This window comes from Amycolatopsis sp. CA-230715 (genome assembly GCF_018736145.1).
GTDB lineage: Bacteria > Actinomycetota > Actinomycetes > Mycobacteriales > Pseudonocardiaceae > Amycolatopsis.
The window spans coordinates 10,160,068-10,183,269 of record NZ_CP059997.1 but is presented as its reverse complement, the minus strand read 5'-3'; the positions used below and the strand labels follow the sequence as shown (position 1 = coordinate 10,183,269).

27 protein-coding genes are annotated in these 23,202 nt (G+C 63.9%); 6 read left to right on the top strand and 21 right to left on the bottom strand.

The window, feature by feature from the left end; translation table 11 throughout:
* Positions 1 to 14: 14 nt before the first annotated feature.
* Both HUW46_RS47350 and HUW46_RS47345 read right to left on the bottom strand, forming a co-directional pair.
* Positions 15 to 917: a hypothetical protein gene (locus HUW46_RS47350; RefSeq protein ID WP_215545144.1), complete on the bottom strand. Its 903-nt coding sequence runs from the start codon at positions 915 to 917 to the stop codon at positions 15 to 17.
* 51 nt (positions 918 to 968) lie between these two features.
* Complete coding sequence (locus HUW46_RS47345) at positions 969 to 3,431, bottom strand: type IA DNA topoisomerase (protein ID WP_215545143.1); 2,463 nt, start codon at positions 3,429 to 3,431, stop codon at positions 969 to 971.
* 200 nt (positions 3,432 to 3,631) lie between these two features.
* Here HUW46_RS47345 and HUW46_RS47340 point away from each other — a divergent pair, with 200 nt between their 5' ends.
* From HUW46_RS47340 to HUW46_RS47330, 3 genes are read left to right on the top strand one after another with little or no spacing between them, the layout of a single operon-like run.
* Positions 3,632 to 4,042: a lasso peptide biosynthesis B2 protein gene (locus tag HUW46_RS47340; RefSeq protein ID WP_254125619.1), complete on the top strand. Its 411-nt coding sequence runs from the start codon at positions 3,632 to 3,634 to the stop codon at positions 4,040 to 4,042.
* 19 nt (positions 4,043 to 4,061) lie between these two features.
* The gene (locus HUW46_RS48695; protein WP_254125617.1) at positions 4,062 to 4,961 is read left to right on the top strand and encodes a GNAT family N-acetyltransferase; all 900 of its coding nucleotides are present in this window, start codon (positions 4,062 to 4,064) and stop codon (positions 4,959 to 4,961) included.
* On the top strand, positions 4,958 to 5,176 hold the full coding sequence (locus HUW46_RS47330; protein ID WP_215545142.1) for a hypothetical protein: 219 nt from the start codon (positions 4,958 to 4,960) through the stop codon (positions 5,174 to 5,176). The genes HUW46_RS48695 and HUW46_RS47330 overlap by 4 nt, the downstream gene beginning before the upstream one ends.
* Here the strand turns inward: HUW46_RS47330 and amcA are convergent.
* The 7 genes from amcA to HUW46_RS47300 form a co-directional block, all read right to left on the bottom strand.
* Positions 5,139 to 5,360, bottom strand: coding sequence for a multiple cyclophane-containing RiPP AmcA (gene amcA, locus HUW46_RS49220; RefSeq protein WP_442860901.1), 222 nt, complete (start codon positions 5,358 to 5,360; stop codon positions 5,139 to 5,141). The genes HUW46_RS47330 and amcA overlap by 38 nt on opposite strands.
* 715 nt (positions 5,361 to 6,075) lie before the next feature.
* A complete protein-coding gene (locus HUW46_RS47325; RefSeq protein WP_254125615.1) occupies positions 6,076 to 6,969 on the bottom strand; it encodes a S1 family peptidase in 894 nt (297 codons plus the stop codon).
* Positions 6,970 to 7,167: 198 nt separating this feature from the next.
* Positions 7,168 to 7,647 carry a hypothetical protein gene (locus HUW46_RS47320; RefSeq protein ID WP_215545141.1) on the bottom strand — a complete coding sequence of 160 codons (480 nt, stop codon included), beginning with the start codon at positions 7,645 to 7,647 and terminating at the stop codon, positions 7,168 to 7,170.
* 119 nt (positions 7,648 to 7,766) lie between these two features.
* A complete protein-coding gene (locus HUW46_RS47315) occupies positions 7,767 to 8,168 on the bottom strand; it encodes a hypothetical protein (protein WP_215545140.1) in 402 nt (133 codons plus the stop codon).
* A gap of 443 nt (positions 8,169 to 8,611) precedes the next feature.
* A complete protein-coding gene (locus HUW46_RS47310) occupies positions 8,612 to 8,977 on the bottom strand; it encodes a hypothetical protein (RefSeq protein ID WP_215545139.1) in 366 nt (121 codons plus the stop codon).
* 186 nt (positions 8,978 to 9,163) lie between these two features.
* Entirely contained in the window at positions 9,164 to 9,484 is a 321-nt protein-coding gene (locus HUW46_RS47305) for a hypothetical protein (RefSeq protein ID WP_215545138.1), read from the bottom strand.
* 383 nt (positions 9,485 to 9,867) lie between these two features.
* Positions 9,868 to 10,086 carry a hypothetical protein gene (locus HUW46_RS47300; RefSeq protein ID WP_215545137.1) on the bottom strand — a complete coding sequence of 73 codons (219 nt, stop codon included), beginning with the start codon at positions 10,084 to 10,086 and terminating at the stop codon, positions 9,868 to 9,870.
* Positions 10,087 to 10,416: 330 nt separating this feature from the next.
* Between HUW46_RS47300 and HUW46_RS47295 the strand changes: the two genes are divergently transcribed.
* From HUW46_RS47295 to HUW46_RS47285, 3 genes are all read left to right on the top strand, one after another.
* On the top strand, positions 10,417 to 11,277 hold the full coding sequence (locus HUW46_RS47295) for a helix-turn-helix domain-containing protein (RefSeq protein ID WP_215545136.1): 861 nt from the start codon (positions 10,417 to 10,419) through the stop codon (positions 11,275 to 11,277).
* Positions 11,274 to 11,465: a DUF397 domain-containing protein gene (locus HUW46_RS47290; protein ID WP_215545135.1), complete on the top strand. Its 192-nt coding sequence runs from the start codon at positions 11,274 to 11,276 to the stop codon at positions 11,463 to 11,465. The genes HUW46_RS47295 and HUW46_RS47290 overlap by 4 nt, the downstream gene beginning before the upstream one ends.
* A 74-nt stretch (positions 11,466 to 11,539) precedes the next feature.
* Positions 11,540 to 11,896: an Imm1 family immunity protein gene (locus HUW46_RS47285; RefSeq protein WP_215545134.1), complete on the top strand. Its 357-nt coding sequence runs from the start codon at positions 11,540 to 11,542 to the stop codon at positions 11,894 to 11,896.
* Positions 11,897 to 12,066: 170 nt separating this feature from the next.
* On the opposite strand, the gene HUW46_RS49215 is transcribed toward HUW46_RS47285, so the two are convergent.
* The 12 genes from HUW46_RS49215 to HUW46_RS47225 form a co-directional block, all read right to left on the bottom strand.
* Positions 12,067 to 12,162, bottom strand: coding sequence for a hypothetical protein (locus tag HUW46_RS49215; RefSeq protein WP_215545133.1), 96 nt, complete (start codon positions 12,160 to 12,162; stop codon positions 12,067 to 12,069).
* A gap of 20 nt (positions 12,163 to 12,182) precedes the next feature.
* On the bottom strand, positions 12,183 to 12,557 hold the full coding sequence (locus HUW46_RS47275; RefSeq protein WP_215545132.1) for a hypothetical protein: 375 nt from the start codon (positions 12,555 to 12,557) through the stop codon (positions 12,183 to 12,185).
* A gap of 523 nt (positions 12,558 to 13,080) precedes the next feature.
* Positions 13,081 to 13,476, bottom strand: coding sequence for a hypothetical protein (locus HUW46_RS47270; protein ID WP_215545131.1), 396 nt, complete (start codon positions 13,474 to 13,476; stop codon positions 13,081 to 13,083).
* A gap of 489 nt (positions 13,477 to 13,965) precedes the next feature.
* The gene (locus HUW46_RS47265; protein ID WP_215545130.1) at positions 13,966 to 14,460 is read right to left on the bottom strand and encodes a phosphotransferase; all 495 of its coding nucleotides are present in this window, start codon (positions 14,458 to 14,460) and stop codon (positions 13,966 to 13,968) included.
* Between the two features lie 760 nt (positions 14,461 to 15,220).
* Positions 15,221 to 15,565 carry a hypothetical protein gene (locus tag HUW46_RS47260; RefSeq protein WP_215545129.1) on the bottom strand — a complete coding sequence of 115 codons (345 nt, stop codon included), beginning with the start codon at positions 15,563 to 15,565 and terminating at the stop codon, positions 15,221 to 15,223.
* Positions 15,566 to 16,749: 1,184 nt separating this feature from the next.
* A complete protein-coding gene (locus HUW46_RS47255) occupies positions 16,750 to 17,001 on the bottom strand; it encodes a hypothetical protein (protein ID WP_215545128.1) in 252 nt (83 codons plus the stop codon).
* A 145-nt stretch (positions 17,002 to 17,146) separates the two neighbouring features.
* Positions 17,147 to 18,103, bottom strand: a complete 957-nt coding sequence (locus tag HUW46_RS47250) for an SAM-dependent methyltransferase (protein WP_215545127.1) — start codon at positions 18,101 to 18,103, stop codon at positions 17,147 to 17,149.
* Positions 18,100 to 18,750: an HAD family hydrolase gene (locus tag HUW46_RS47245; protein WP_215545126.1), complete on the bottom strand. Its 651-nt coding sequence runs from the start codon at positions 18,748 to 18,750 to the stop codon at positions 18,100 to 18,102. Before HUW46_RS47245 ends, HUW46_RS47250 begins: the two co-directional genes overlap by 4 nt.
* 268 nt (positions 18,751 to 19,018) lie before the next feature.
* Complete coding sequence (locus tag HUW46_RS47240; protein WP_215545125.1) at positions 19,019 to 19,612, bottom strand: hypothetical protein; 594 nt, start codon at positions 19,610 to 19,612, stop codon at positions 19,019 to 19,021.
* A gap of 90 nt (positions 19,613 to 19,702) precedes the next feature.
* On the bottom strand, positions 19,703 to 20,326 hold the full coding sequence (locus HUW46_RS47235) for a Scr1 family TA system antitoxin-like transcriptional regulator (protein ID WP_215545124.1): 624 nt from the start codon (positions 20,324 to 20,326) through the stop codon (positions 19,703 to 19,705).
* Between the two features lie 947 nt (positions 20,327 to 21,273).
* Positions 21,274 to 22,137 carry an SAM-dependent methyltransferase gene (locus HUW46_RS47230; protein WP_215545123.1) on the bottom strand — a complete coding sequence of 288 codons (864 nt, stop codon included), beginning with the start codon at positions 22,135 to 22,137 and terminating at the stop codon, positions 21,274 to 21,276.
* A 137-nt stretch (positions 22,138 to 22,274) separates the two neighbouring features.
* A complete protein-coding gene (locus tag HUW46_RS47225; protein ID WP_254125614.1) occupies positions 22,275 to 23,156 on the bottom strand; it encodes a transporter substrate-binding domain-containing protein in 882 nt (293 codons plus the stop codon).
* Positions 23,157 to 23,202: the final 46 nt, after the last annotated feature.

Genomic DNA, 23,202 nt, shown 5'->3' with positions numbered 1-23,202 from the left:
AATCTGTCACGCCGTCATCGGCTCAGTGACGCTGTGCGCGGAGCCACCTCGTCGTCGACGCCGTGGTAGAAGACCCGCAACATCGACTCGGCCTCGTCGCGGTCGAGGACTGTCGCTTCTTTGATCATCAAGGCGGATCCCTCGACCTCGGCTTGCAGGACCGTGTGGCCTCGGCGTAACGCGTCCGCGCTCTTTCCCTTGAGCAGCAGGTACTGGTGAATGGAGGTGAACTTGCCGCCCACGTGACGCGTCAGGATGTCGTACTGCTCGTTCTGGAGCTCGACGAGGTCGGGATCGCGGATCTGCAGCGCCTGGTTGCGCTTCTCCAGGTTCGCCACTTGGTGGTAGATCCGCTGCGGCTCTTTCGTGGTGATCGTCACCCACTCGCAGGTCGTGTCGACTTTGCGCCAGAAGGCGTCGACCCGGTCGAGGATGCCGTTGCGGTCCTCGTCGAAAAGCAGGTAGCTCGCGGAGCCGACGATCAGGTAGATCTGCCCTTCCCCGCCGTCGGAGAAGTGGATCCGCCCGTCCTCGTCGATGCCGTCGATGCCCACGATCGAGTAGAAGTCCGACGGATCCGAGTTACGGCGGGTGTAGACGTGCCGCGCCTTCGCCGGAACGTAGGCCAGCAACGCGGGCACTGTCATGGCCCGCAACTCCTTGGTCTTCGTGATCCCACCGAAGTAGATGATCACCGCCAGCCCCCACAGGACGAACAGCGTGATCACGACCGGGGAGGCGTCCGCGATGAACGTCGACGTCGTCACCCACAGCAGGGCGAGCACACCACCGCAGAAGAAGAGGAGCTTCTTGACCGGTGCGGGCTTCGCCGACCACCCGCCCTTGCTCAACGTGATCTCGTGATCCAGAAAGGATCGGTTGATGCTCGTCGGCACCTTGTAGGACGTCTTCGCCATAAGTTTCCTGCCACCCTGTTGTTGATGGTGCGTCCGTCGTGACCCGGCTGGCTAGTGCGGGAAACGGCGCTTTGCCGGCCCGGGCTGCCTGTCGAACGAGGGGACGAGTTTCTTCCGCCCGTCTTTCTCTTTCCAGGTCAACGCGGCGTCAAATGTCTTGCCATGCTTGGAGACGAAACCCGTGCCCTGAATCGTCTTGCCCGCGGCCAGCGCGGCCAGCTGGTCGTCGGTGAATCTGACCTGGCACCAGGTTTTCGGGGGAGAGTCCATCGACGCGTCGAAGTCGGGCACGATCTTCTTGCCCTGGCCCTTCTTCTCCTCCGCGAAATACACTTTGCACTGAAAAGTCTTGTCGTTCTTGCCACGAAAGTCACTGGCCTCGACGGCCTGGCCCGCCATGAGAGCCTGGATCTCGGCGTCGGTGAAGACGTGCGCGCACCACTCTGTCGGCGGAAGCGCGGCGCCCGAGGCGTCGCGACGGCCGAAACCGGCCTTCTGGAACCCGACGTACGTCCGGCCCTTGAACGTCCCCTCGCCGAGCGCGCCGAAGACCTCGTAACGTCGGCCGTTGTCCGCGGTGGCCGAGAACTCGATGGTCGCGCCCGCCAGCAGCGTGGTGACCTCGTCGTCGGTGAACCGATGGCCACCCCAGACGCGCGAGAACGCGACGGGTCTACCGGTCTTCGCCCACACACCCTCCGCCCGCTCGCGCCGGGCCGCGCCCCCGGTGGTGGCGTTCTCGGGTAGACCTAACGCCGAGCGCATCGTTGCCGCGTTCTGCCGCATCGTGGCGATGTCCTCGAGGACCCAGTCAGCGACGACATCGAGGCACTCCTCGGCCGTGGCGGTACCGGCGGCGATCTCGCGCATGTCGGCGTAGACCTTCTCGGTGAGGCTCAGGTCCCCGATCCGTGTGCCCGGAAGCAGGTGCCAGCTCATCTCGCCGGCCGGGGCCAGCAGGAGCTTGCGTCTCTTCTCCACCAACAGCGGATGTTTCGCCGTCGTGGAAGTCACGTCGGAGTAGGTCGAGGTCCGTGTCGCACCGGTGCCCACGTCACGCTTCTCCAGCTGTTTCATCAGCCATCTCATGCTGGGGTGCTCGGGCCGCTTATTCGCACCTTCGAAGATGATCGGCTCGGCCCGGGTGCCCAGGCCTGTCGCTGACTCGTACTCGTCGCCCTCGGCGGCGTCGTCGCCCAGGTCGGGGTCGAAGACCTGTTTCCAGCCCAGGTACCGCGGCACGTTGGCGATCCCGAGGAAGGCCGGGTACTTCCCGACGTGTCCTTTCTGCTGCTCGTAGACGTAGTCTTCAGCGATCATCGCCAGGTAGTTCTTCGCCAGCGTCTCGTAGATCACGCGACCGGCTGCGCCGTACTGTTGCTCGAGGGCGTCGAGCGAGTCGGGCACGTTCGGGCCTGGACGGTTCGCGCCGTGCGCGCCCTCGGGCTTGACGTGGGTGGAGCGCGGACCGCGGTGCGTCAGCAACGTGGTGTCGACCCCGGCCACGGTCGCGATCTGGTCGACCAGGGGAGCGAGCTCGTCGAACTGCTCGGGTGTGATGGTCTTGTCCTCAGTGCGCGGATACGAGACGATCTGGTCCTCGTACATCTTCTGGTAGGTCGCGAGCACGAGCTTCGCCTTGATGTTCTTGCCGACCAGCAACGCGGACAGCGCGGCGAGGTCCAGCAGTTTCGGGGGAGCGGTGCGCTTCGTCGTTGTACTGTCGAGCACGACGGCGGAGGGTTCGTAGTGCCGCGGGACCTGGTCCTTCCGGTCGAATCGCGGCTCGTCGGGGTTCGTGTACAGCACGTCGTTCTCGTCACGGAACCTGTTCTGGAAGAACGGCTTCTTGACGTAGTCGTTGTAGGCCTTGAGCTGGTCGCCGACGAGCGTGACCATCGCCGACTTCAACCGCCCCTGGCGCAACACGGTGTCCTGTCCGCAGGAGCGGGCCATGGCGGTGGCGATCCGCGTGAACTGCATCGAGAGCAGATCGAACTGTGAGCGGTAGCGCGCCTTCTTGTACTCGTCGAAGTCCGTCAGCGACGGAACAGGCCTGCGGTTCGTGAACGCCGTGCGCAGGGAGGTCGCGGCCTCGTCGGTGAAGTACATCCGAGACCAGCGCGTGGGCTTCAGTCCTAACTCCAGGGCGGCGTTCACGGCAATCATGCCGCCTTCACCGGTGGGATCGACGTCGGTGCCGATGACGATCTCGTCGCAGCCACTGAGTGTCCGCTTCACCTCCTGCGCGACCGGCGCGGCGTCCGGGATGATGTCGAGCGTCCAGTCGAGGTCTCCCGGATCCCACGGCAGGTTGTCCAGGTCCCACTTCCGGTACTTCTCCACCAGGCCCGGGTTCCTGACCATCATGTGCGGGTCAGCGAACTCGTACAGGTGTCCCCGGGCCTGGGTGATCACGAACCGCTCGCCGTTGTAGGTTCCACTCATGCCCCCGAGGGCTGTGGCGAGGTGCCGCGCCGCACTCGGCTTCTCCGTCAGGATCCCGACAACCATAGTGACTCCTTATCGATAGGTATTCGAAAGTAAGTCCTAGTCTACTCGATAAAGGCTATCAAATAGACCAGTCGATAAGAAGTCGAATAACTGGTGTGTTTGGGTGTCCAGACGGATGTCGACGGTGGTGCAGCAGCTCGGGTTGGGGTACGCACGAACTCGCCGCCGGGCGGCCGAAGGCCGCGATCGTTCCGGACACCATGACAGTGCTAGCCGGTCTGGCGCTGGCCGTCGTGCTGGTCACGCTCGCTGCCGGGCCACGGCACGGACGCCTCGCCCGGCTGACGTGGATCCTGAACCAGGCCGCTCGCCGTGCGAGGCGCCCGGCAACCGCCGAACACGCCCGCCGGGCGGTCCATGCCGTGCGGCTGGCCGGGCTGCTCGCACCGAGGCGGGTGGCGTGTCTGGAGGAGTCGGCGGCCGTGCTGATGTTGCTTGCCATGTCGCGCCAACGGCTGACGTGGTGCCACGGCGCGGCGGCCGACCCCGTGCGGCTGCACGCGTGGGTGGAGACTGACGACCGACAGCCGGTAGCCGAACCGCCGTCCACGGCGCGGTTCGCGGTGCTGCGCACCATCCCGGCCCGTGACGATGGAGGCGAGAGCGATTAACTAGCAGACCGAACCGATCGTGTGGATCCGCGGCGCGAAAGCCGGACTCGGCCCGTTCACCGAAGACCTCGTCGACCAGTACTGGCAGTGGGAGCAGGACCCCGGCGTCCTGGTCGGCTACGGCCGCCAAACCCCCGACTCGCTCAACAACCGGCGCGAAGGCTTCCAGCACCAAGCCCGCGGCACCGACCACCAGCTCCGGTTCACCGTCTACGACATCACCACCGAGCCCTCAACCCCGGTCGGCACCACCGCTGTCCTGATCGACCACCACGTCCGAACCGGGGAGTTCGTCATCCAGCTCGGCCCCGACCACCGCGGCAAGCGCCTGGGCACCGAGGCCACCCGACTGACCCTGGACTACGCCTTCCACATCACCGCTCTGCGTTGCGTCTACCTGTCGGTGCTCTCCCCGAACAAGAGCGCCATCACCGCCTGTTGCCAGCGTGTGTCCGGTACCGTTGCGGTTATGGAATTTCGCGAGTACGCGGGTCGGAAAGTTCTTGAGCCGTCCTACGACGTTGACGACCTTTCCGTTGGAAGCGCGGCCTTCAAAGGTGAGTTCAACGTGCGGGGAGAACATATCGAGGGCGGCGGTCAAACCGGGGCAGTCGGGGAGGGTGTAATAGTGGAATCTTTGGTGAGTGCAGTTGATCTGGCTGGGGCGACACTCGCTCCGTTGGAGATAACCAATGCGTCGCTTGTTGGTGTGACCTTGACGAACGCACGCTTGACGAACGCCTCGGTTAGGCGCAGTGAGTTCCTGCGTTGTCGCGCAACAGGGTTGCTGCTGACCCTCACTGACTCCGCAGATGCGTACGCCGAAGGCTGCACCTTTGACTATGCTTCTCTCGATTTTCTTAACTCTCCAAAGAAGCCCGTAATCTTTCGCGAGTGTACCTTCGTGGAGAGTGTGTGATCTCTGGTGATATTTCCGGTGTTGCCTTCAATGAGTGTGTTTTTCAAGGGACTGTGTTCGAAACGTCCTGCGCGACCCGATGTGATTACACTGGTTCTCGCATTTCGGAAGTGACGGGCGTACTCAACCTTCGCGGCGCAATCATTACGAGCGAACAGGCCGGTTCGTTCGCCGCGGTCATTGCAAACGAAGCTGGCCTGTCCGTCGTCGACTGAGCTGCCTCTTGCTCCAGTTATCCCAAGTGGGTCGGTTGTCGAACCCGCCCCCTTTGTCGTCCCAACCTGTCCGGCTGTCCCACATGGCTTCCTGACGTCGAGTTGGCCGCCATCGTTCCAAGAGTGCGGCAATCCCTTTGCTGGACGATTCAACTCGCTGACGAAGTGATACCTTGCTGATCAAGGCTAAATATCCCTTCTGCTAGGGCTACCTTGCTGTTACGACAGTAATCTGTCTGTGTTCCGTCAAACCGCCCTCCATGCTCAAAGAATCTGTTTGCAGGATGTGCGCCACCGCAGAACTCGAAGTACTGACATGTGGCGCGGCTTGTCCAGGGCTTACGGATTCAGCAACTGCTAGCGCGCTACCTCAGTCGACATTAGGTTGTGATACTTGCGGAAAGGTAGGTAGCAATAATCGCAGTCCATATTGCATCGGGTTTCGGGTTGCATTATTACTGTCCGCGCTTGTGCTAGATTAACCATGTGCTCGCCTCCTAACTTGTCTTCATCTCCTCATTATCCAGTGCACACCGCCTGTGCGCGGAAGCCTTGTCACCCGCTAGCAGGAACGCCCACCATCATCGCGCTGCTGTCCGCGCCCAACCAGAAAAAGGGGCGGGCCCCGGGTGTAACAGGACCCACCCCTCCTCCTCGTTGCGCTTACAGCACGAAGGCGTTCTCGCGTGAGAACGTCATCGCGACTTGCTTTCCTGGCCGCTCTGGCCGGAACTCTTACTGGTACTGTCCGACGCCTTCCCTGCGCCCTTTTCTGCTATCTTTTCCGCCTCTTCACCACCGATCGGCATAGGCGGGCCGTAGGTCGTAACGCCATAGAAAGACATTTCGTTCTCCTGTCGGTTGTGATCTATCGTCACCGCGCACGGGTGCGCGGAGTCTTAACCGTTCCTGGCGGTGTCGTACATGAAGGTCCGGTATCTTGGCGCGCTCGTGTACACCGACGGCTCCACGCCCGGGTACTGCGACTCACCGCCTTCCCGGCTGCACAGCCCGACCAACCGCGGGACCCCGTCGACCACCTGCACCGCCGGACCACCCGAGTCCCCAGGGCCCGGGCCGTCAGTTCCGTTCGGGTTCGCGGTGCAGATTTCGTACCTGGTGATCCCGCCGCCTCGGCAGGACGCATCGCCGACGACCCGCGTGTCCAACTGCTGCAACAAGGTCGGGAGCGAACCGCAGCCGGACGGGGAGTTCCGCCCCCAGCCGTACAGCGACACCCGATCCCCGCGCCTCGCCGCCTTGCCCGCGAGCGGGATTGGCTGTGCCTCGACAGGATGGGACAGGCGCAGCATCGCCACATCGCTCATCGGGTCCCCGCCCCAGCGCCAGTCCGGGTGCGGCACGATCTTGGTGACCTCGCGCTCCTCGCCCCCGCCGACCCGGCTCTTCGACCCCACGCGGATCGAAAACCGCTCCTTGTCTGCGAACGGCACCACCGGGTTCCCGCACCGGTCCGTTCCCTGCTCCACAGGTGGAGCGGTCACGCAATGGGCCGCCGTCGCAACCCAGTCCGGAAACACCAGCACGCCACCACAGGAGTGCGCCGCGGTGATCCCCGGGGCGTCGAACCTCAGCGACACCGCCCACGACGTGTCACCGGCGGCGGGATGCCCGCCGACCAGATCCGTGTGGGCACCGCCGTCGCCCGGCTCCGCCGAGTCCGCCGCCGCGTCGACCGGCCCTACCACAGCGGCGAGCGCCGCCGTCACCGAAGCCGCTGCCCATAATCTTTTACGCAATTTTTCTACCTTTTCACTCAAAGATCTTTCCACTTACTCCCTGTGTGCGGAACTATCGTTGTCGCTACCCTTCGAATCGTTCTCCTTGCGCGGCGCCTTACCTGCCGCCCAGGACATGCTCCGCTCTTCCTGCTCTTTGTCATCCGGCATGTTCTTCTCCGTTCGTCGCGGTGTTTCTTTTATCGCCGCGCACTCAGGGTGCGCGGAGCCTTTGCCGGAGTAGAAACTCAGTCATGGCGCCGCCTTGCAGAGTCGGCATGTAATCTCACGGTTTGTGAACTCAAAACGTGGGCTGCCATCGGCGTTCAGGGGATTCTCGTTCGCCCTGTTGTGCCACTTGACGCATTCCGGCTGAAGAGTGCCATTCTCTGCGTATAGCGCTACATCCAACCTGTGGACTGAAGGCACTCCTCCTAAATATCTGCCTATGCGCAGCTTCACGTTCGGATGCGCAGGCGCGTTCAGATACTTCAACCCGTCCTCTGTGATGTAGTAGTACATCGTTCCGATTTTGGGATGTTCCGCTCTGCGCTCAAACCTTGAGGATATGTACCCCTTGCGTGTCAGTTCCAGGGCTCGGGAGAAGAACCTGCTTTCGTTCCACTCCATCCGTTGCATTCCCGCATCTTGCGGTACACCTTCCGTGTCGCTGGCGAGCATCTCCAGAAATCTCCGCAAGTCGCTTCGGATCTCTGCGTTCTCGTAGTTCATTCTGTCACCTTGAACTTCGTGTAATTCCGCACAGCGTGACGAGGCGCGGTCCGCGCCCGCGTCTCCTGCCGCGCCTCGTCAACACTGCTCCCGCCATCGCCGGGACGTGTACTTCGAAATCAGACATGCGGATCCAATGGCGTCTGGCCTCGCAGTCTGGACAGTTCCTCCTCGATTTTCCGCGTGATGCCAACCAATTCCCGGTGTTCCCGCATGACATCCGCGAGATCCCTGCCGTGCTCGTACGCGACCTGCCACCGCGCCAGCCATGTGTCGATGGCCTTTATTGCTTCCGCGACCAATTCCGCGGCTCGATCCCCTGACGGGATTTCGCTCCACGTCACGCGGAGACCCTTGTTGATCTCGGTGAGCCGCTCGACCTCGCCCAACAGTCGGCGCTCGTATTGCACCTGATGCTCTGTTGGCCTCAGCGTGGATACGTCGGCATCCACCGAACGGAGGTAATCGCGTGCTTTCCGGACTGCCACGTTCGCCGCGTGGTTCCCAAACTGCATGGTCACTCCGAGAAGATGAGGCGACCCCGCCCGGCAGCCCGGAGGATTTGGGGGCGAGGCGGGGTCGCTGGGATGGGCAGGTCCAGGCGGGTCCAGGTGTGCACCCCTGGTACTGGACACCTGCCCTAGCTGTGGGCCCCCGCACCGCTCAAGCAGGCACGATGCGGGGGCAGAGCCACCCTGTCCGAGGGAAGGTCCAGGGTGCTTCCGGGAAGTCCCCTCCCTGTTTGAGGGGCCGGAAGTTTTCGGGGCGACCCCCGCGCCGGGCTTGCACCCCCGGCGCGGGGGCCTGGTGTACCCCGCACGAGGAGACGGGGCGCCTCCGACGTTCCCTCCAGGCAGAGGGGGCGACGAACGTCGGAAGATGGATCACGGCGAGGTGTCCGCGGTGGACGGTTCCCGTCGGGGCAGGGGCGTCGTCGCAGACACCCCGCCGTGAAAATCGTGAGCTACGGGCAGTCCCGCGCATCCTGTTCGTCGCCCGGGTCAAATCGACTATCGAGCGGAAACGGGGAAGCGAACCGAGCGGCGACCGTATCCCTGACCCAGAGTTCGCGTCTCTCCGCCGACGGCCGCTTGTCGGCGTTGAACGCCAGCGTCACATCGATGGGATCGTCATGGACCTCGAACTCGACCGTGATGCCCTGCGGGCCGCACATTCCGGCGACGCCCGCCCGCCACGCGACAGGATTGCCACCGCCGCGGCGCAACGCGTCGTGGTCGACGGCAACTACCTCTCCGTCCTGGAGGGCCATCACCATGTCGGCTACCCGCGCGGCGTCCTCCAGGTCCTTGGGCGTCATTTCGTCCGGCACGGCTTCTCCTTGCTCATGGCGCGAACGAACGTTTTCCACGTCGCGCTCGTCATAACCACCGTCGTCCTCTCGTTCGGAGCCACACCAACCTCGCTGGCGAGCCGGATGCCGACGAGGCCGTACACCGAACCGACCTGGACCCCGCCCAGGGGGCTCGTCACCGGACTTCGCCAATTCGTGATCTGTTCATTCCAGGTCATTTCCGCATCTCCCCTCGGGCTCCTCCAGGTGTTCATGGAGCCTGGTCTCGTCGTCGAACTGCCCCGCGATGACAGCGGTACGGAAGTCCCGCCACTGCTCGTCCGTGAGCACCAGAGTCTCGCCTCGATCGCCCTGTATGACCGTGAACTCCACTCCGGCGACCGTGAGCTGGGCGATGTTGAATCCGTCCATCGCAGCGCCATATCTCGTCCACCCTTTTACATCGTGTCGACCGTGCTCGATCTCGTGCTTGATCCGCTCCGCGTCGTTGCCGTCCGAGGCTGCCAACGTCGTGTTCCTGTCCAATTAGGACTCCTCACCTGCGACAGGAGGGCGTCGCACTGCCTGCTCCGTCGTGAATCGGGGCCATGAAGACGTCGGTCACTTCGACCGAGGTAGTCCGTTGTGCTGGAACTGGAGGTCTCACGACGAGCGCGTGCCGCGGCGCGTGCAGGTATGGAGGCACACGCACGTGTGCCCGACGCTCGGGGCCGTCTTCTTCCGCGCGGTACAGATGGGACTCCGTGGGCCATACGACGGGCCTCTCCCGGTCGATGATCTCCTGCGCGGACACCCGCTGCGGGTTCTTCCCCGCCTCAGCTCGGTCGCGCTGGTCCGTCCGGATGCGCCTCACGATCAGTACCGCTTCAACGACACCGAGAAGCCCGGCAAACACCACCGTGCCTGTCTCAATCACGGTCGACCACCCGCAGCTCGGTGCCGACCATGTGCCGGACGAGCGAGTCTTCGGGGCGCGTGTAGCTGATGAAGACGACCTCGACCCGCTTCAGCTGCCGCAGCGTGCGCCCGACTCGGCCGATTGGACGGCCTCCCGTCGCCCTCTTGACGAGCGTTCTACGAACCAAGGGCCTTCCGTCGACATCGCAGACGGCCTCGGACTTACGCATACAGATCACCCTCGTTGGAGATCGAAGCGGGCATGGCTCACGCAGCTGCCGACCCGCGTTGACAGACGGTGCCAGTTGCTGCCGATCGGTGGCATCGCATGGCTTGGGACGCTTCTGGCCATTGCTTACCTCCGGCGCGGATCGTCCCGTGAGGCCCCTAGTCGCCTGACTGACTTCTCAGTGAGCAAGAAAATCGACGACATGTAGCCTCTTGTGGTGCCAGTACATGGCATCATCTGGCACCGTTGGCATCAATACTCCGAAGGGGTGACGTCGTGGTCACTCGCTGTCGCCCCTGTGGACTAGAGGTGACCGGTTATGCTCTGGTGCATGGCTGGCACCCCTCGTGGACGACGCGTCGGCCAGCGGTTGCGGGAAGCCCGCATCGCCGCTGGCTACGACTCAATCCCGCCCTTCGCGGCGAAGATCGGACGGGATCGTTCGACTGTCTCTCGTTGGGAGACTGGAGAGCGGCAGCCGTCTCCGGACGACGTGACGCGGTACCTGATGACGCTCAACGCATCCATGGACGAGGTCGACGATGTCCAGAGCCTGCTAGTCGGTGATAACGGGAACGAGGTTTGGCTGTCGCGCGGCGGTTCAGATCGAGTCCAGCAAATGGCCGCTCTTCTCGAAGCCGAAGATGCTGCACGCACGATCACTCATGTTGGAGCCGAGGTCGTTCCCGGCGTGCTCCAGACGAAGGAGTACGCACGGGCGATCATGGAGAGCGGCGGCCTCCCCGCCGAAGAGGTTCGATCGCGAGTTCTCGAACGACTCGGGCGCCGCGACATGCTGACAAGACGTACCAATCCCGTGCACCTGGTCGCGGTCATCGATGAGGTGGTGCTGCGTCGTCGCGTCGGCGGTCACCATGTGATGCTCGAACAGCTCCAGCATCTCAGCGACCAGGTGAAGCTTGAGACAGTCACGTTTCGCGTCGTACCCATTGCCTCCGACTGGAACCCCGTGCAGGCGGGGCAATTTACCTTGATAGACCCGGTTGAGGGGAGTTCTATAAAGCCAGTCGTGCAGCAGGAAGTCCACCACACCACGCTTTTCTTCGACAATGAAGAGGACGTGGCGGCCTATCGAATCGCAGTGGACACCGCGGAAAGCGTTGCGATGAGTGCGTCAGATTCGGAAGCGCTCATCGCGGATATTATCAACGAGTTGGAAACCGGAGGATGACGGTGCAGCAGCCTGGAAACTGGCGGAAGGCTAGCTACAGCAAGGAGCGTACGGACTGTGTCGAGGTGCGCCTCGCATCGAAGGTTGGAGTGCGGGACACCAAGGACCGGGACGGCGGGCATCTCGATCTCAACCTGGCCGCCTTCGGGGCCTTCGTTGGAAGGCTGAAGGGCGACGCCTCGGTCTAGCGGACCGGGCAGACATGGGGCATCCCGGGTAATCCGGGGTGCCCCACTTCACGAGCCAGGCAAGGCGTGAATGGATGTTGCCAAAGTCGCAGGTCTGCTCGCTGCGGCGCTGGATCGGATTCGCACTGCTCGCGCCGCACTCAGCCGCGTTCAGCAAGACATCGACGCGGCGCGTGCCCACCTCGAAGCCAGCCTCCAGGGCACGCATGATGCGGAGGCGGAGCAACTCCCGGGAGGCCCCGCTGATGCTGCACGCCTGGTACGACGAGAGCGCCGAAGGAACAACGGTGGTCACCACCGCCGGGGAGCTGGACGTCGTTCTCGACGAGGTGGCCGCGCTCGACGGCCCCGTGCTGGTGCAGCTCTCCCCTGAAGGCGACGCCGACGGCCCGGAGCTCACCGCCGGCCTGCACGGAGACCGCGGCTGGTGAGCTTCATCGAGTTCTCAGCGCCTCGCTGGGTTGTAGGGGCCGCGCTGCGGCCCACGCTAGCCGCATCGGCCACGACCGACGTTCTTACCGGCAGCCTCGTCGAGCGAGCACGGTACTGACGAACTAGATCGGCATCACCAAGGTCGCGCGGTCCAATCGATGCCGGTCGGTCAGCTCCCTCCGCCGTCCGTGAACTGGTGCGCCGCTTTCCGAACGATCGCCGCGGGCAGCTCCGCGTCGTTGGGGTAGTCGGAGTCGCTGGACATGTAGCAGTAGCGAACTCCCCTCATTCCGGCAGCGGGAACGGCGTGGGGTTGGCGCTGCAGAAGGCGTCAGGGCTGCCTCCGCTGGCATAGGGCGGGATCGGTTTCCAGATCCGCGGGGCTACGCCGCGGGGTACGGTGTCGAGTGGGCGAGCTGGTATGCGTCGCTGGGCGTCGGGGTCCTCGAACCACATGCGCGGTAGCCACTGCCAGGTCGTCACGGTCCGCTCGCCGTCGACGGTGGTGAGGTTGAACTCGATCCATGCGAGCTGGCCGCCGCGCCAGGTGATCAGGTGCCCGATCAGGCGCCCGGCGACTTGGCCTTGGCCGACGCGAACGCCGTCGGCGACGCGGTCGAGGTCGTCTCTGCCGACCGGGAACAACTTCGCGAGCCGCACCCACACCCGTCGTGGTGGTCGAGCTGGAACCCAGATCCGCGGCCTAGCGGAGTCCACCGCGCGGCGGCCAGCTCGGGCGCGCCCGGTCGATCCGCCAGCGACCGAGGCCCCCGTGGAGACGCACGTAGGCCGCGGCGCTACGCGGGTTCGGGAATGTCACCTGCTGTCTCAAATGAACATGCCGGATCGTCCACATGTTGCTCGTCCTCCGTGCTGCTGCCTGGCAGGCACGTGCTCCTCTTGCTCCCTTGCCAGGCACAGCAGGACGCTAGAACGTATGTTCGACGCACGCAAGGTGGAGGGGGTGGGGTCTCGATCTTGGATAGAGGTACCAGTCGGCTGTTTTTCGTCACGGAAGGCAGAGTTGTGCCGCCGGGCTGCTCGGTCGAGGATCACCCTGCTGGGCGATGCCCACCTTGGATCGCGGGCTTGCCCTGCCCGCGGCTGCCGGGGCGACAAGAAGCCCCTCGGGACCCGGGGAGGGGAACACCGAGGGGCCGCCGGACAGCTTATACGCCAGGAGTCAGGCGCGTGTCCGTTCGACCAGATCGGCGGCGTCGCGGAGTTGCTGTGCCACATCTGCGGGAGATTTGCCGCTGTCGACGCCCAGTATCGGGCGACCGTTGGCGCGCGTGATCTCCAAGGCGATGGTGAGCACGGGGTCAGGGCTGGCGCTGGTGGTGCCGAAGAAGGTCGGCCGCAGATCTTGGTAGATCGCTCGTAGCTGAACGCTGTCGGTTTCCCATGCGGTGAGCGCCTTGTGCTGGTGTGCTGTATTCGCGTCGGGGACGTCGTACGCGTTGAGCCAGGATCGGACGACTTGTCCAACTTCGGTCAACGTGGGCAACGACGGGTGCCTAGGGCCAACGGCTTTCATCGTCTCGCGAAGCGCCGCGGCGATCGCTTTCACCGTGTCCACGCTTTCACCCCAACGCCGTCGATCAGTGGAAGACAAGGACGATCTGTTCGTTGCGGTGGAACAGTTGTCGGTGGTGCGCGGGCGGATGGACGCGGTGCACTCGGACGGTGCCCAGGACGCTTCTGATTCGGGCCGGTCTGTCCGTCGCGGACCCCATCTTGGCCGCAGGCGAAACCCTGTGCCGTGTCCTGGACGTACCGGCCGAGAAGTGTTGGGGCATGAGCCCTTTTGGTGGGAGCACCGCCGACGCGGCCTGGTCCGGCGTGAATCTGCGGGCGTTCCTTGCCGACGGGGAGAAAGGCGCTACCGCGCAGGTTGCCCTGCGGCTGGCCTTCGAACTGCCGCCGGTTGCCCCGGGTGGCCGTCGGCACGAGCGATCCCGAATACCTACGTGAACTCGTCGCCGCGACCGAGCTGGCTGTCCGGGCCGGAGCGGTCGACCGGTACCGCAGCCTGATCGCACAGGCACCCCGCTGACCTCAGTTTCGATCAGCGGAGCGCGGCGAGCAGTCGGTCAACCTCCCGGGTCGCGATGTCGCGCAGTGGCCCGGGAACGGAGGAATCATTCAGGAGCTTGGCGACACAGAACAGGGCCATGAGCGTGCCCGGCCGTGTGTCCAAGTCAGATTCCCGTTCCCGGCGAACGCGGTCAGCGAGCGCCGGGACGCTCAGCGAACTGGCCCACAGGTTCGCGGCGTCGAGACCGCGGGGCGCCAACCCGTGGTCCTCCCAGTCCAGAATCCAGCATTCCAAACTGGTCAGGTTCGACCAGTTCAAGTCCGCGTGCGCGGGTACCCATTGATCGTCGATCGTCGTATCGACGCGGCCGGGGAAAGCCCGCTCGATCTCCCTACTGGCCAGCGCTTGTGACATCGCTTCGGTATCGGGCGTGGCGACACGCATTGTGTGCTGGCGGGCAAGAGCGTCCAGGGAGGAGTTCAGGGTGGCCCACCAGGAATCCGGAAAGGACACGGTGTCGCTCAAGCGACGCTTCACAGGTGGCGCGTGAACACCGAGTGAGAGATGACCGGGCGTCCGGCGCGCTCCGCCGCCGCGCTCGAGTCGGCGTCGTGATATCGCCACGACCATCGACCCGTCCGAGGCCACGACCAGGGCTGTACGGATGTCGCTGCTCCGCGCGGCAGCCGTGTCCGTGCCTTCGGCACCATCCCGTCCGTGGGGCTATCGGCATCCATTGATGGTCCCCGCGGCGGCGGCTTCCGCTCTCAATGAGTGACTCCAGACCGGGCGAGCCGGGCACCGGCCCGACTCGGCGGCCGCGTCGCGAAAGAGCCGCGTGGGCGTGCGGTCGCGTGATCGGATCGTCACTTTCATGCCGCGGCGCGGTTGAACCCACTGGGGCATCTCGGCCACACCAGCGGCCTTCGCGAGGTAGGCCGCGGCAGCACCTGTAGCTCGGCCAGGGCCGACCGGAACTCGTCGTCGCGTGGCCAGGTGTGCTCGTGCTCGAGCTCCGGAACTTCGGTGGGATCACGCCGTACTTACCATTCCTGCGACGCCAGATGCCAGGTGCGGCGGAACGTCCCGATGTCCTGGGCGGCATGGATGATGACTCGTGCCACCGCCATGGTGCTTGTTGCGGGAGACAACCACATCGATAGCGACTTCGCCGATCGAGCCGCCTTCAGCACAGCGCAGCACGATCCGTGACCGCAACGCAAGTGCCTGCGTGGTATGGCGGTGGCGCGCCCACCCGGTCAGCACTGCTCGTTCCTCGTCGGGGTCAAGCTTCGGGTTCGGCATCGGCCAACCCCAGGTCGACAGCAGCGCGGTCAATCAGCTTCGCTTGCTCCGTCGTCAGCACCCCGTCACGGTCACCGTAGTGGTGATACAGATCGACCGCTGTGGCGAGCAGTCCCTCGACTGCGTCCGGGCCACCGTAGTCGGCCGGATCGCTTCCCGAATCCAGATCGGCCGCGGCCACGCCCTCCGCCCTGGCCAACAGTCCATGTTGACGCAACGATAGAATCTCGTCGGGATCCCTTCTGGACAGCTCCACCACCGCCGAGATCAGCGCTCGCGCGCTGCGTTGGCCGTACACGTCAGCCAGGCTCTCGGAGTCACTCATCAGAACCTCATCAGTAGTCGGTAATCGATTAATTCGATCGTACCGATGATCGGCTCGATCCACTGCATACGAAATAATGATCACGACACTAGCTAGTCTCTGCCACAGTGCGGTCAGCTGTCGCCGTCGATATCACCCCAGGTTTGGCTGCGGCGAATCTCCTCGGCCCCGTTCTCGTCCTGGATGGTCGAGTCGGTGGCCATCACGATTTCGTTCATGGGAGCGAGGATGGAAGTTGTATCGACGAGTGGAGGCCCAGGCGGTCACTGCTGTGCAATTCCAGCGCGGGATGTCCGCCACAAACCCGGCCAGTGTGTGAAGAGGGCGTGCCCACGCTGCAAATGGGACGATTGCTCCACTGGCATGCGGACGTTCCTCAGTCATTACTCATCCGATCGCCTCTTTTTGAAATCTTGGGCATCCACTGATTTCTCTGTGCGGTTTCTGAGGCCAAGCCACACGAACATGGCGGGAACGGGGGCGCACAACAACGGAAGTATCGTCATCGCGAATGAGTTTTGATCGGTGAGGAAGCCTGTGATGGGAACCGAGCTGCTTCCCATGATGAAAATCCAGAACGAAATCATCGCATCGGACCTGTTTCGTCTCCTTCGTTTCTTGTAGCAAAGATCGAGGTTCTTTGGCTCGTCATTGTTCATATGTTGACCTTTCAATGGGGAAGTTTGGGAGGTGGGACACGTGGCGAGGATCCGAGGGAATTATGGCGCTACTTCCTCGGTGACGTGCTGGCGTGACTCTGGCAGCTGAATCACTCCGGCGATAGCGGGTAGGGTGCAGAAACCCCCTCGGGGTCGAGACGGTGTGCCTCGCTGTGCCTGCGCGGCGTGTCGGATGCAGTGTGGCTCTGGTCGTTATCTCATTATCGGCACTTTGCGCTGCAAAATACTGCATGATGTCTCTTTCGGGCCATTGTGAACTTAAAATTCCGAGGCCCTTTACGGCAGGAGGGCTGACATTCTGCTCAGTCTTGAGGCTGCGTGCAAGGCTTACAAGTATCGGGATGTTCCGTGGTGAAAAGAGAATAATTGCCGGGGGTGAACAGCGTACCGAGTGGTGATGTTGTGCTATCCGTATTAGTTGCGAATTGGCGGCGGAGACATGTCTTGCCTGTGGGTAGATCCTGAATCGGTTCGGGTATGTTGTCAACTAGTTTGCGTTAGCCATTATAGTTCTCTCTGGTAGTCCGCGAGTTTATGTACTGCCCCGATAAGCACTCGCATTGCCTGTGCCACCAGTTCTCTTGCCTGCTCCACTCCTTGGACAACGTCGTTAACCGCACCCGTGTCGCCGATAGCCTGGGCTTTGGCATAGACTATCTGCATTCTCTCGTCGTTGATTGGCGCGGAAATATCTCTCCCGATTTCGCAAATTGTGGCATCCAAATCGGCAAGGGCGGCTTTCAGCTCTTCTATCATCCTGTATCCAAAATAGTGGAGCGGCGCTCGTTCCAGCGCCGTCGCCGACGGCGGACCGGGTTCGCACAACGAGCACGGCGCTGGCCAGCAGCAGAGCCGTGGACATGCCGCCGAGCAGGGGCAGGCTCCTCGCCAGACTGGTGGATCATGGTTCGCCCCTCTCGCTGGCGCCGGCGCGGCGTTTGGGAACACGTCCGACCGCGGCGAGGGTGTAAGGCGCCCGGGGCTGACGGGTGTCATCGGGCTCGGGCCAGGATCCGGGCGTGGTGGTGCCCGGGGCGAGCAACTCGAGGTCGGCGAGCAGACGGGCGAACTCGGCGTGACTACGGGGGCGTGGCTGCGGGCCCACACACCACCCATGGGCCCGGCACCAGCTCGCTGTATCTGTGCGCAGATCTTCCACAGCCCTGGTGTGCGTGGGAGGGGTGAGTGGCTCGTCGGTAAGGTGGGTGACGGCGATCAGGGTGCCGGGCACCAACCGATGGGCTAAGCGCCGCGGCACGGTACGGACATCGATTTCAGGCTCGGCGAAGTGCAGGATGTCCACCGCGAGAACGCACACCGGCAGCTCGAGATCGAGCAGTCCTCTCTTTGCCAGGCTGTTCACCATTCTGCCGACCGCGAATACATTGCCACGCACAAAGGTCGATCGTCGCCACGCCCCGGGCTGCTCCTGTGCGTCTCCCCACGCGCGTGCGTAGACGATCGGATCATGGTCGACAAGCACGATCCTCGGCGCGGGCGTGGTGCCGACGGCACCGATGGCGGCGTGCGCGGAGCTGATGTGCGGGTCTCCGGAGCCCAGCTCCAGGAACTGGGTAATACCCTGGGCCAGCGCGTGCTCGATCACCGTGGACGTGAACTGGTGCCTTGTCCGGAGCGCGGTTTCGGTGTAAGGCGCGATCGTCGCCAGTTGCGTGGCAACCTCGCGATCGCACGGCCATGTCCGGACGATGTCGGTGGGGTCGGCGACGGCGACTTCCACCCGCGCCACGTGCGGACCGGTGACGTCCACTCTGGGACACTCGCTCCAGAAGCGCTGCTCGCGGATTCGCCGGTCACACTGCCAGGCAAGAGGCGACGACGCGGTCTTCGGGCTCACGGCTCTCCTGCCAGTTCGGCCAGGCGTTCGGCGGCGCTGGCGAGGTCGGACACGACAGTGACTCGCGGGTGGTTTTGAACCTCGTCGGGCACGTCGACGTCGCGGGTGTTGACCAACAGGGCCGCGCGGCACCCGACGACGAGCGCTCCGACGATGTCGTCGTCGACGCGGTCTCCGAGGTGCACGATGGCGCCGACTGGTACCTGGTGTTTGGCGGCGATGGTGGTCCAGCATCGCCGCTGGGGTTTCTTGGCCCGCAGCTGGTAGCTGGTACAGATCTCGGCGAGGTACTGTCCGCATTGATCAACGAGGTCGCTCATCCGTCGGGGACCCGCGATGCACGAGGCGTTCGACAGCGTTACCACCGGGGCCAGGGCCGCCAACTTCTGCAGGGCGGCCAGGGTGCCGGGGAAGGCGGTGAAGCCACCGGTTGGGCGGATTCTCTGCGGCCAGTCGGAGGCGCTGATCAGCAGTCGTTCCCGCACGAGTTCGGCGATGTCGGCGGTGAGCTCTGGAACGACATGGAGAATGTTGCGGTCGACTTCGGCCGCGTGATCGGGGGCGAGGGCGACTTCCCGCAGTACCTCCGGTGTGCCAGGGCGATCGAAAGATCCGAGGGTGTCGCCCACGTCGACGGTGATCAGCATGAGGCGCCTCGCCTGGAAAAGCTGACCGCGTCGTTCGCATGCGCGAGATCGGCGCCGCACCGTTGATGCCGCGTGACATCATCAGTGGTCGGTGTCTGGGTTTGCTCAGCCATGTTCCTCGCTTGCCAGTCGGAAGTGTCGTCGTTGGCTATGGGCAGTGGGTGCCGCACAAAGCGTGTGTGGCCGGACGGCATCCGCGGTTGGCGGAGATGGAGGGTCGGGCTGCGGTGGCCCGCGGCCCGGATAGTCGAACGACATCGGCCTCTGGCTATGTGACAGCGTCGTCGCGGTCGGACACCGCGTGGAGGGTGAGTGTGTCGTGTCCTCGCACGCCGGTTCGGCAAGGCTCACGGGGATTGTCGTTGCTGCCGCACGAGCCGGAGAACAGGCAACGAGAGATCTTGTCGGGATGGAGTGCGCGCGCCTGGCGCTCTAGCCGGTCGAGCACACCGGGGAAGGCACCGGTGTGCAGGCCGACGATGAGCGGGGTGCTGCGGTGACGAGCGCAACCGATGATGGCGCCGCACGTGGTGAACCGGGCGATCCAGTGCCCACCGTGGCGGTAGAGATCGCATTCGAGCTCGTTCAATCCGACATCCACGGTGAGGTACCCGCGATTGAGGTTACCGAACGCGTCACCGAAGCTCGCGGGGTAGTAAAAACTGGCGACGGTGTCTGACTCGCGATCGAGAATCTCCCAGTCACGACCACGGAAGAAGGCGATCAAGGGTTCAACGGTTCCGTCGTCGGCGGGCAGGAGCAGCTCGTAGCGGCCGACCCGGACAAACAAGTCATGCACGGCACGCACGCGGGTCAGTACGGTGTCGACGAGGTGAGACATTCCGATATTGGCCTTTCCCATGGAGTATCCGTTGTCGGTGTTGCTTGCGGCTCGGCATAGGTTCCGCGATGGGCGTAGTCGGCACGGGATGAGGGTGGCCGGCTACGGTCGTCACGCACCGGGGTAGTGCCGAAGCGCGCGGGCGAGCAGTGCGCGGCTGTCATACTCAGTAAGACTGTGTTCGGTGAGGTCATCGAAGATCCGGTCGTAGGTTGCGAGTGCGACCGCATCGCGACTGATTCGGAGGCCGAAGCTCAGGAAGTCGCCGTCGAACGCCATCTGACGACCCTGGGCGTTGGTGGTGATGGTGAACGGGGCCGACGGCGGAGGTCTTCGAGCGCCGAATCCGTAAATGCGCAGGCTGATATTGCTACTGTGGGACGCCAGCAGATGAAGATGATGGAGTTGCTCGCGAACAATGTCGTAGTCACGAGGGCAATGGGTTAGGCGTTTCACAACGTCTTCGCTAATGACAAAACTAGCTCGGGTGCATCCTCGCAACAACACGGACTGCCTGAGGGGCAGCAACTCGACGACGCGACGAGCCCGGGGGTCGTCTCGAAGGTCACGATCTTCATGCACGATGCGGGTCCAGTCTGTGGTGGCCAGTAGTTCCGGAACATTTGGCCCGTAACAACGGATATCGACAGCGGCATCTTCGGCGCGATACTGCGCGATGGCCTCGGTGGCGAGCGGTCCGGAGCCGAGGATGGAGTAAGCAATGCCGTTGGCCATGATGTTCTTGGTGGGCTCTGCTGATAGTGGATCAGGCGTTCGCGGGGCGCTTCAGAACGCAGGCTGAGAGCCCGCGGGGGTCGATGCATGAGGGTGCGTTCGAGAGCGGAGAATGGCATCGAGTGTCGCGAGCACAGCGGCACAGTCCGGTGGGACGGCGGCGCAACGGAGACTGGAGACGAGATCAGGCTCAAGGCCCACGAGGCGGACGTCGAGCCGTAGCGTCATGAGCAGCCGCCACAGGACAACCGCTTGTACGGCGGGGATTGTCACGGCAATGGCGCCGGGGGTGACGCCCGTGGCGAGGGGATCCGCCGGGATGATGGCGGTCGTGGTGTGAGGTTCGGTCGGAACGACAGTGGTGGTGGTCGTTTCGGTGATGTACCAGCGAACCCATTCCGTTACCAGGGAATCGGTGAACTCTGGTCTGGGCGCGCGAGAGCGGCTCCGTCGCCACTGGGCGTAGCCATCGGTGGTCAGGCGTCCCCAGACCGCGGTGGCGACTTGGACGTGCGTCCTCGTCAGGAACGCCGCGGCCGGACAGGGCCGGAGAGCCCGGGTGAGTAGAAGGTGGGTGACCGGGTCGTCAACCCGGCGCGGTGAGCGAGTGCCGTGCAGCACTCCGTCTTGTAGGTGCAGGTCTTTGCGCAGAAGTAGGTCGAGGATCGCTCCCGTGGTGGCACCGAGCCGAGCTTGTCGGGCATGCAACCGGGATGTGTACGGCCCGCGCTCGCTGTGCGTTGCCGCGAGCACGAGATCGGCTAATGAACTCGGGCGCCCCAGCGCGGTGACATCGGTCTGAGACCGAGGGCCGGGACGCGCCTGTGCGGCGCCTGGGCGCGACGTCGGTCGTGGTGATTTCCGGCAAGGGGCTCCGCAGGCCACCACGACCGGGTCGGCCGCGGCCGCGATGCACTGGGTAGATGTCGGGCGGCGCTCGCTGTGGTTCATTCTCGCACCACTCCGAGCCCGGCCAGGAAGCACGATGTCGCGGGGGCGCGGCCGAGTTCGCCGACGTCAGGATTGCCCCAGGCGCTGGCGTAATCGAGACCGTGCTCGGTGATCTCGAGTTCGCCTGTCGTGAACATCTGCGCAATCTCGGCACGGGTCCGCAACTGGGCCGGATGCGTCGTTTTCGCGTACTCGGCTGCCAGCGCGCGGGCAGCCTCGGCCGTCTTGCCCGTGGGATCGAGTCCGTCGGTGGTGGCGTGGGTGATGCCGATCATGCTGCCGGGGCACAGCGCGGAGGCGTAGCGAGCGACCACGTCCGCGGGATCGGGGACCGTGGGGCGGGCAGGGGGAAGAAAATGGAACACCGCATTCGCGAGAACGACTACCGGGCGGGAGAAGTCGACCACGGTCGCCGCGCGGTCGAGCACGGCGTCTGGGTCGTACACGTCTTCGTCGATGACGGCAAAGTGCTGCCGAGGCAACTCGAGGTCGTATCCACGGTGGATCATGTGCGCGACGACGATGGGGTCGTTGTCCACGCATACCAGGCGCGTAGTGTCCGACCACCCCGGGGTGAGAATCCCTGGTAGGTCATCCTTCATGGGCAACCCGCAACCAAGGTCGATGAACTGTTCGAACCCCTGCTCGCGGGTGTGGGCGATCATTCGGTTGCGACATGCCATGTTGTCACCCGCTGCGTTCGTCAGAACGTCCTGATAGTCCTTGTGCAACCCGGTGATGAACCCGCGATCGATGCTGTAAGACCCCTGACCCCCGACGACTTTGGAGTAGATACGGCCTGCGGTGGGGTTGTTGATGTAACGCAGGTTTCGGTCCTTCGGCTCCTCGTATCGGGTCATGACGACCTCCGGCCTGACTGTGGAAGGAACGGTACGGTGCGCGATTTCGCGCGACGTGCGGAGGTCAGTGGTGGTGCCATGGTGTCCTCGTGCTGTGCAAAGATCTCGAACGTGCGGAATGCGGGATGATGGCTAAGTCAGGTGCCGGGTACACCGCCGATCTGCGGTGGTTGTGGAGGGTCACCGTGAATTTCCTGGCCGTAGGTCGCGGCCCACACTTCTTTCCATAGTCCGCTTGCCATGATTTTGCGAAGCCAGGTGTTGACAAATTGTTTGAACTGCTCGTCGCCGCGTTTGATCCCAATGCCTTCGGGGTCGTTTGTGAGCGGTGGGTAGGCGACGAGTTTGATGGCGTGGTTGACGTGTTTACTGCCCGCGAGGTTGATCAGATCTCCACAGTAGGCGTCGCCGCGGCCCTGTTCGAGCGCGAGAATCGCCGCGGGGGTTGCGTCGTACTCGGTGATCGTGACATTCGGTGCGAACTGTTTCAGGACGGTGCTGGCTGTGGTGCCACTGACGGTGATGACCGTCTTCCCGTTGAGATCGGCCGGTTTCCTGATCGAGTCGTTGTCGGCTCGGGTGGCGAGCGCGAGTCCGGAGTAGAGGTACGGGCCAGCGAAGCCGACCTTCTCGGCGCGCTCGGGCGTGATCGAGTACGCCATGAAGACAATGTCGACCGTACCGGTGGCGAGGAGAGGTTCACGGGTGGCCGGTTCGGCGTTGACCACAGTCCTGTTCGGACTACCGATGACGTACTTGGCGAACATTTCGCTCAGTGTGGCGTCAAAGCCTTCGTACCGACCGGTGTTGACGTTCTGCTGGGACATCAGCGGAGCGGTCGCGGTCGAGGCGACTTTGAGTCCACCGCGTGTTTTGATCGCCTGGGCTGTCGTGCTGGTTGCGAGATCGGCCTCGCTGGCTACGGGCGCTCGATCGATGATGCCCGTGGTCGACGGGAGCGCGAGCGGAGTCGGGACTTCGCCACCCGAGCACGCGGTGACCGACGCTGACGCCAGCAAGACGACTAGGGCGACGAGCGTGCGAGTGTGTGGTGCGCGGGTTCTG

Bases quoted from the DNA above. Each gene is read 5' to 3' on its own strand.
- HUW46_RS47350 (WP_215545144.1), bottom strand. From the start codon at position 917: ATGGCGAAGACGTCCTACAAGGTGCCGACGAGCATCAACCGATCCTTT.
- HUW46_RS47345 (WP_215545143.1), bottom strand. From the start codon at position 3,431: ATGGTTGTCGGGATCCTGACGGAGAAGCCGAGTGCGGCGCGGCACCTC.
- HUW46_RS47340 (WP_254125619.1), top strand. From the start codon at position 3,632: ATGACAGTGCTAGCCGGTCTGGCGCTGGCCGTCGTGCTGGTCACGCTC.
- HUW46_RS47320 (WP_215545141.1), bottom strand. From the start codon at position 7,647: ATGAACTACGAGAACGCAGAGATCCGAAGCGACTTGCGGAGATTTCTG.
- HUW46_RS47300 (WP_215545137.1), bottom strand. From the start codon at position 10,086: ATGCGTAAGTCCGAGGCCGTCTGCGATGTCGACGGAAGGCCCTTGGTT.
- HUW46_RS47295 (WP_215545136.1), top strand. From the start codon at position 10,417: ATGGCTGGCACCCCTCGTGGACGACGCGTCGGCCAGCGGTTGCGGGAA.
- HUW46_RS47290 (WP_215545135.1), top strand. From the start codon at position 11,274: ATGACGGTGCAGCAGCCTGGAAACTGGCGGAAGGCTAGCTACAGCAAG.
- HUW46_RS47285 (WP_215545134.1), top strand. From the start codon at position 11,540: ATGTTGCCAAAGTCGCAGGTCTGCTCGCTGCGGCGCTGGATCGGATTC.
- HUW46_RS49215 (WP_215545133.1), bottom strand. From the start codon at position 12,162: ATGTCCAGCGACTCCGACTACCCCAACGACGCGGAGCTGCCCGCGGCG.
- HUW46_RS47260 (WP_215545129.1), bottom strand. From the start codon at position 15,565: ATGAGTGACTCCGAGAGCCTGGCTGACGTGTACGGCCAACGCAGCGCG.
- HUW46_RS47255 (WP_215545128.1), bottom strand. From the start codon at position 17,001: ATGATAGAAGAGCTGAAAGCCGCCCTTGCCGATTTGGATGCCACAATT.
- HUW46_RS47245 (WP_215545126.1), bottom strand. From the start codon at position 18,750: ATGCTGATCACCGTCGACGTGGGCGACACCCTCGGATCTTTCGATCGC.
- HUW46_RS47240 (WP_215545125.1), bottom strand. From the start codon at position 19,612: ATGGGAAAGGCCAATATCGGAATGTCTCACCTCGTCGACACCGTACTG.
- HUW46_RS47235 (WP_215545124.1), bottom strand. From the start codon at position 20,326: ATGGCCAACGGCATTGCTTACTCCATCCTCGGCTCCGGACCGCTCGCC.
- HUW46_RS47230 (WP_215545123.1), bottom strand. From the start codon at position 22,137: ATGACCCGATACGAGGAGCCGAAGGACCGAAACCTGCGTTACATCAAC.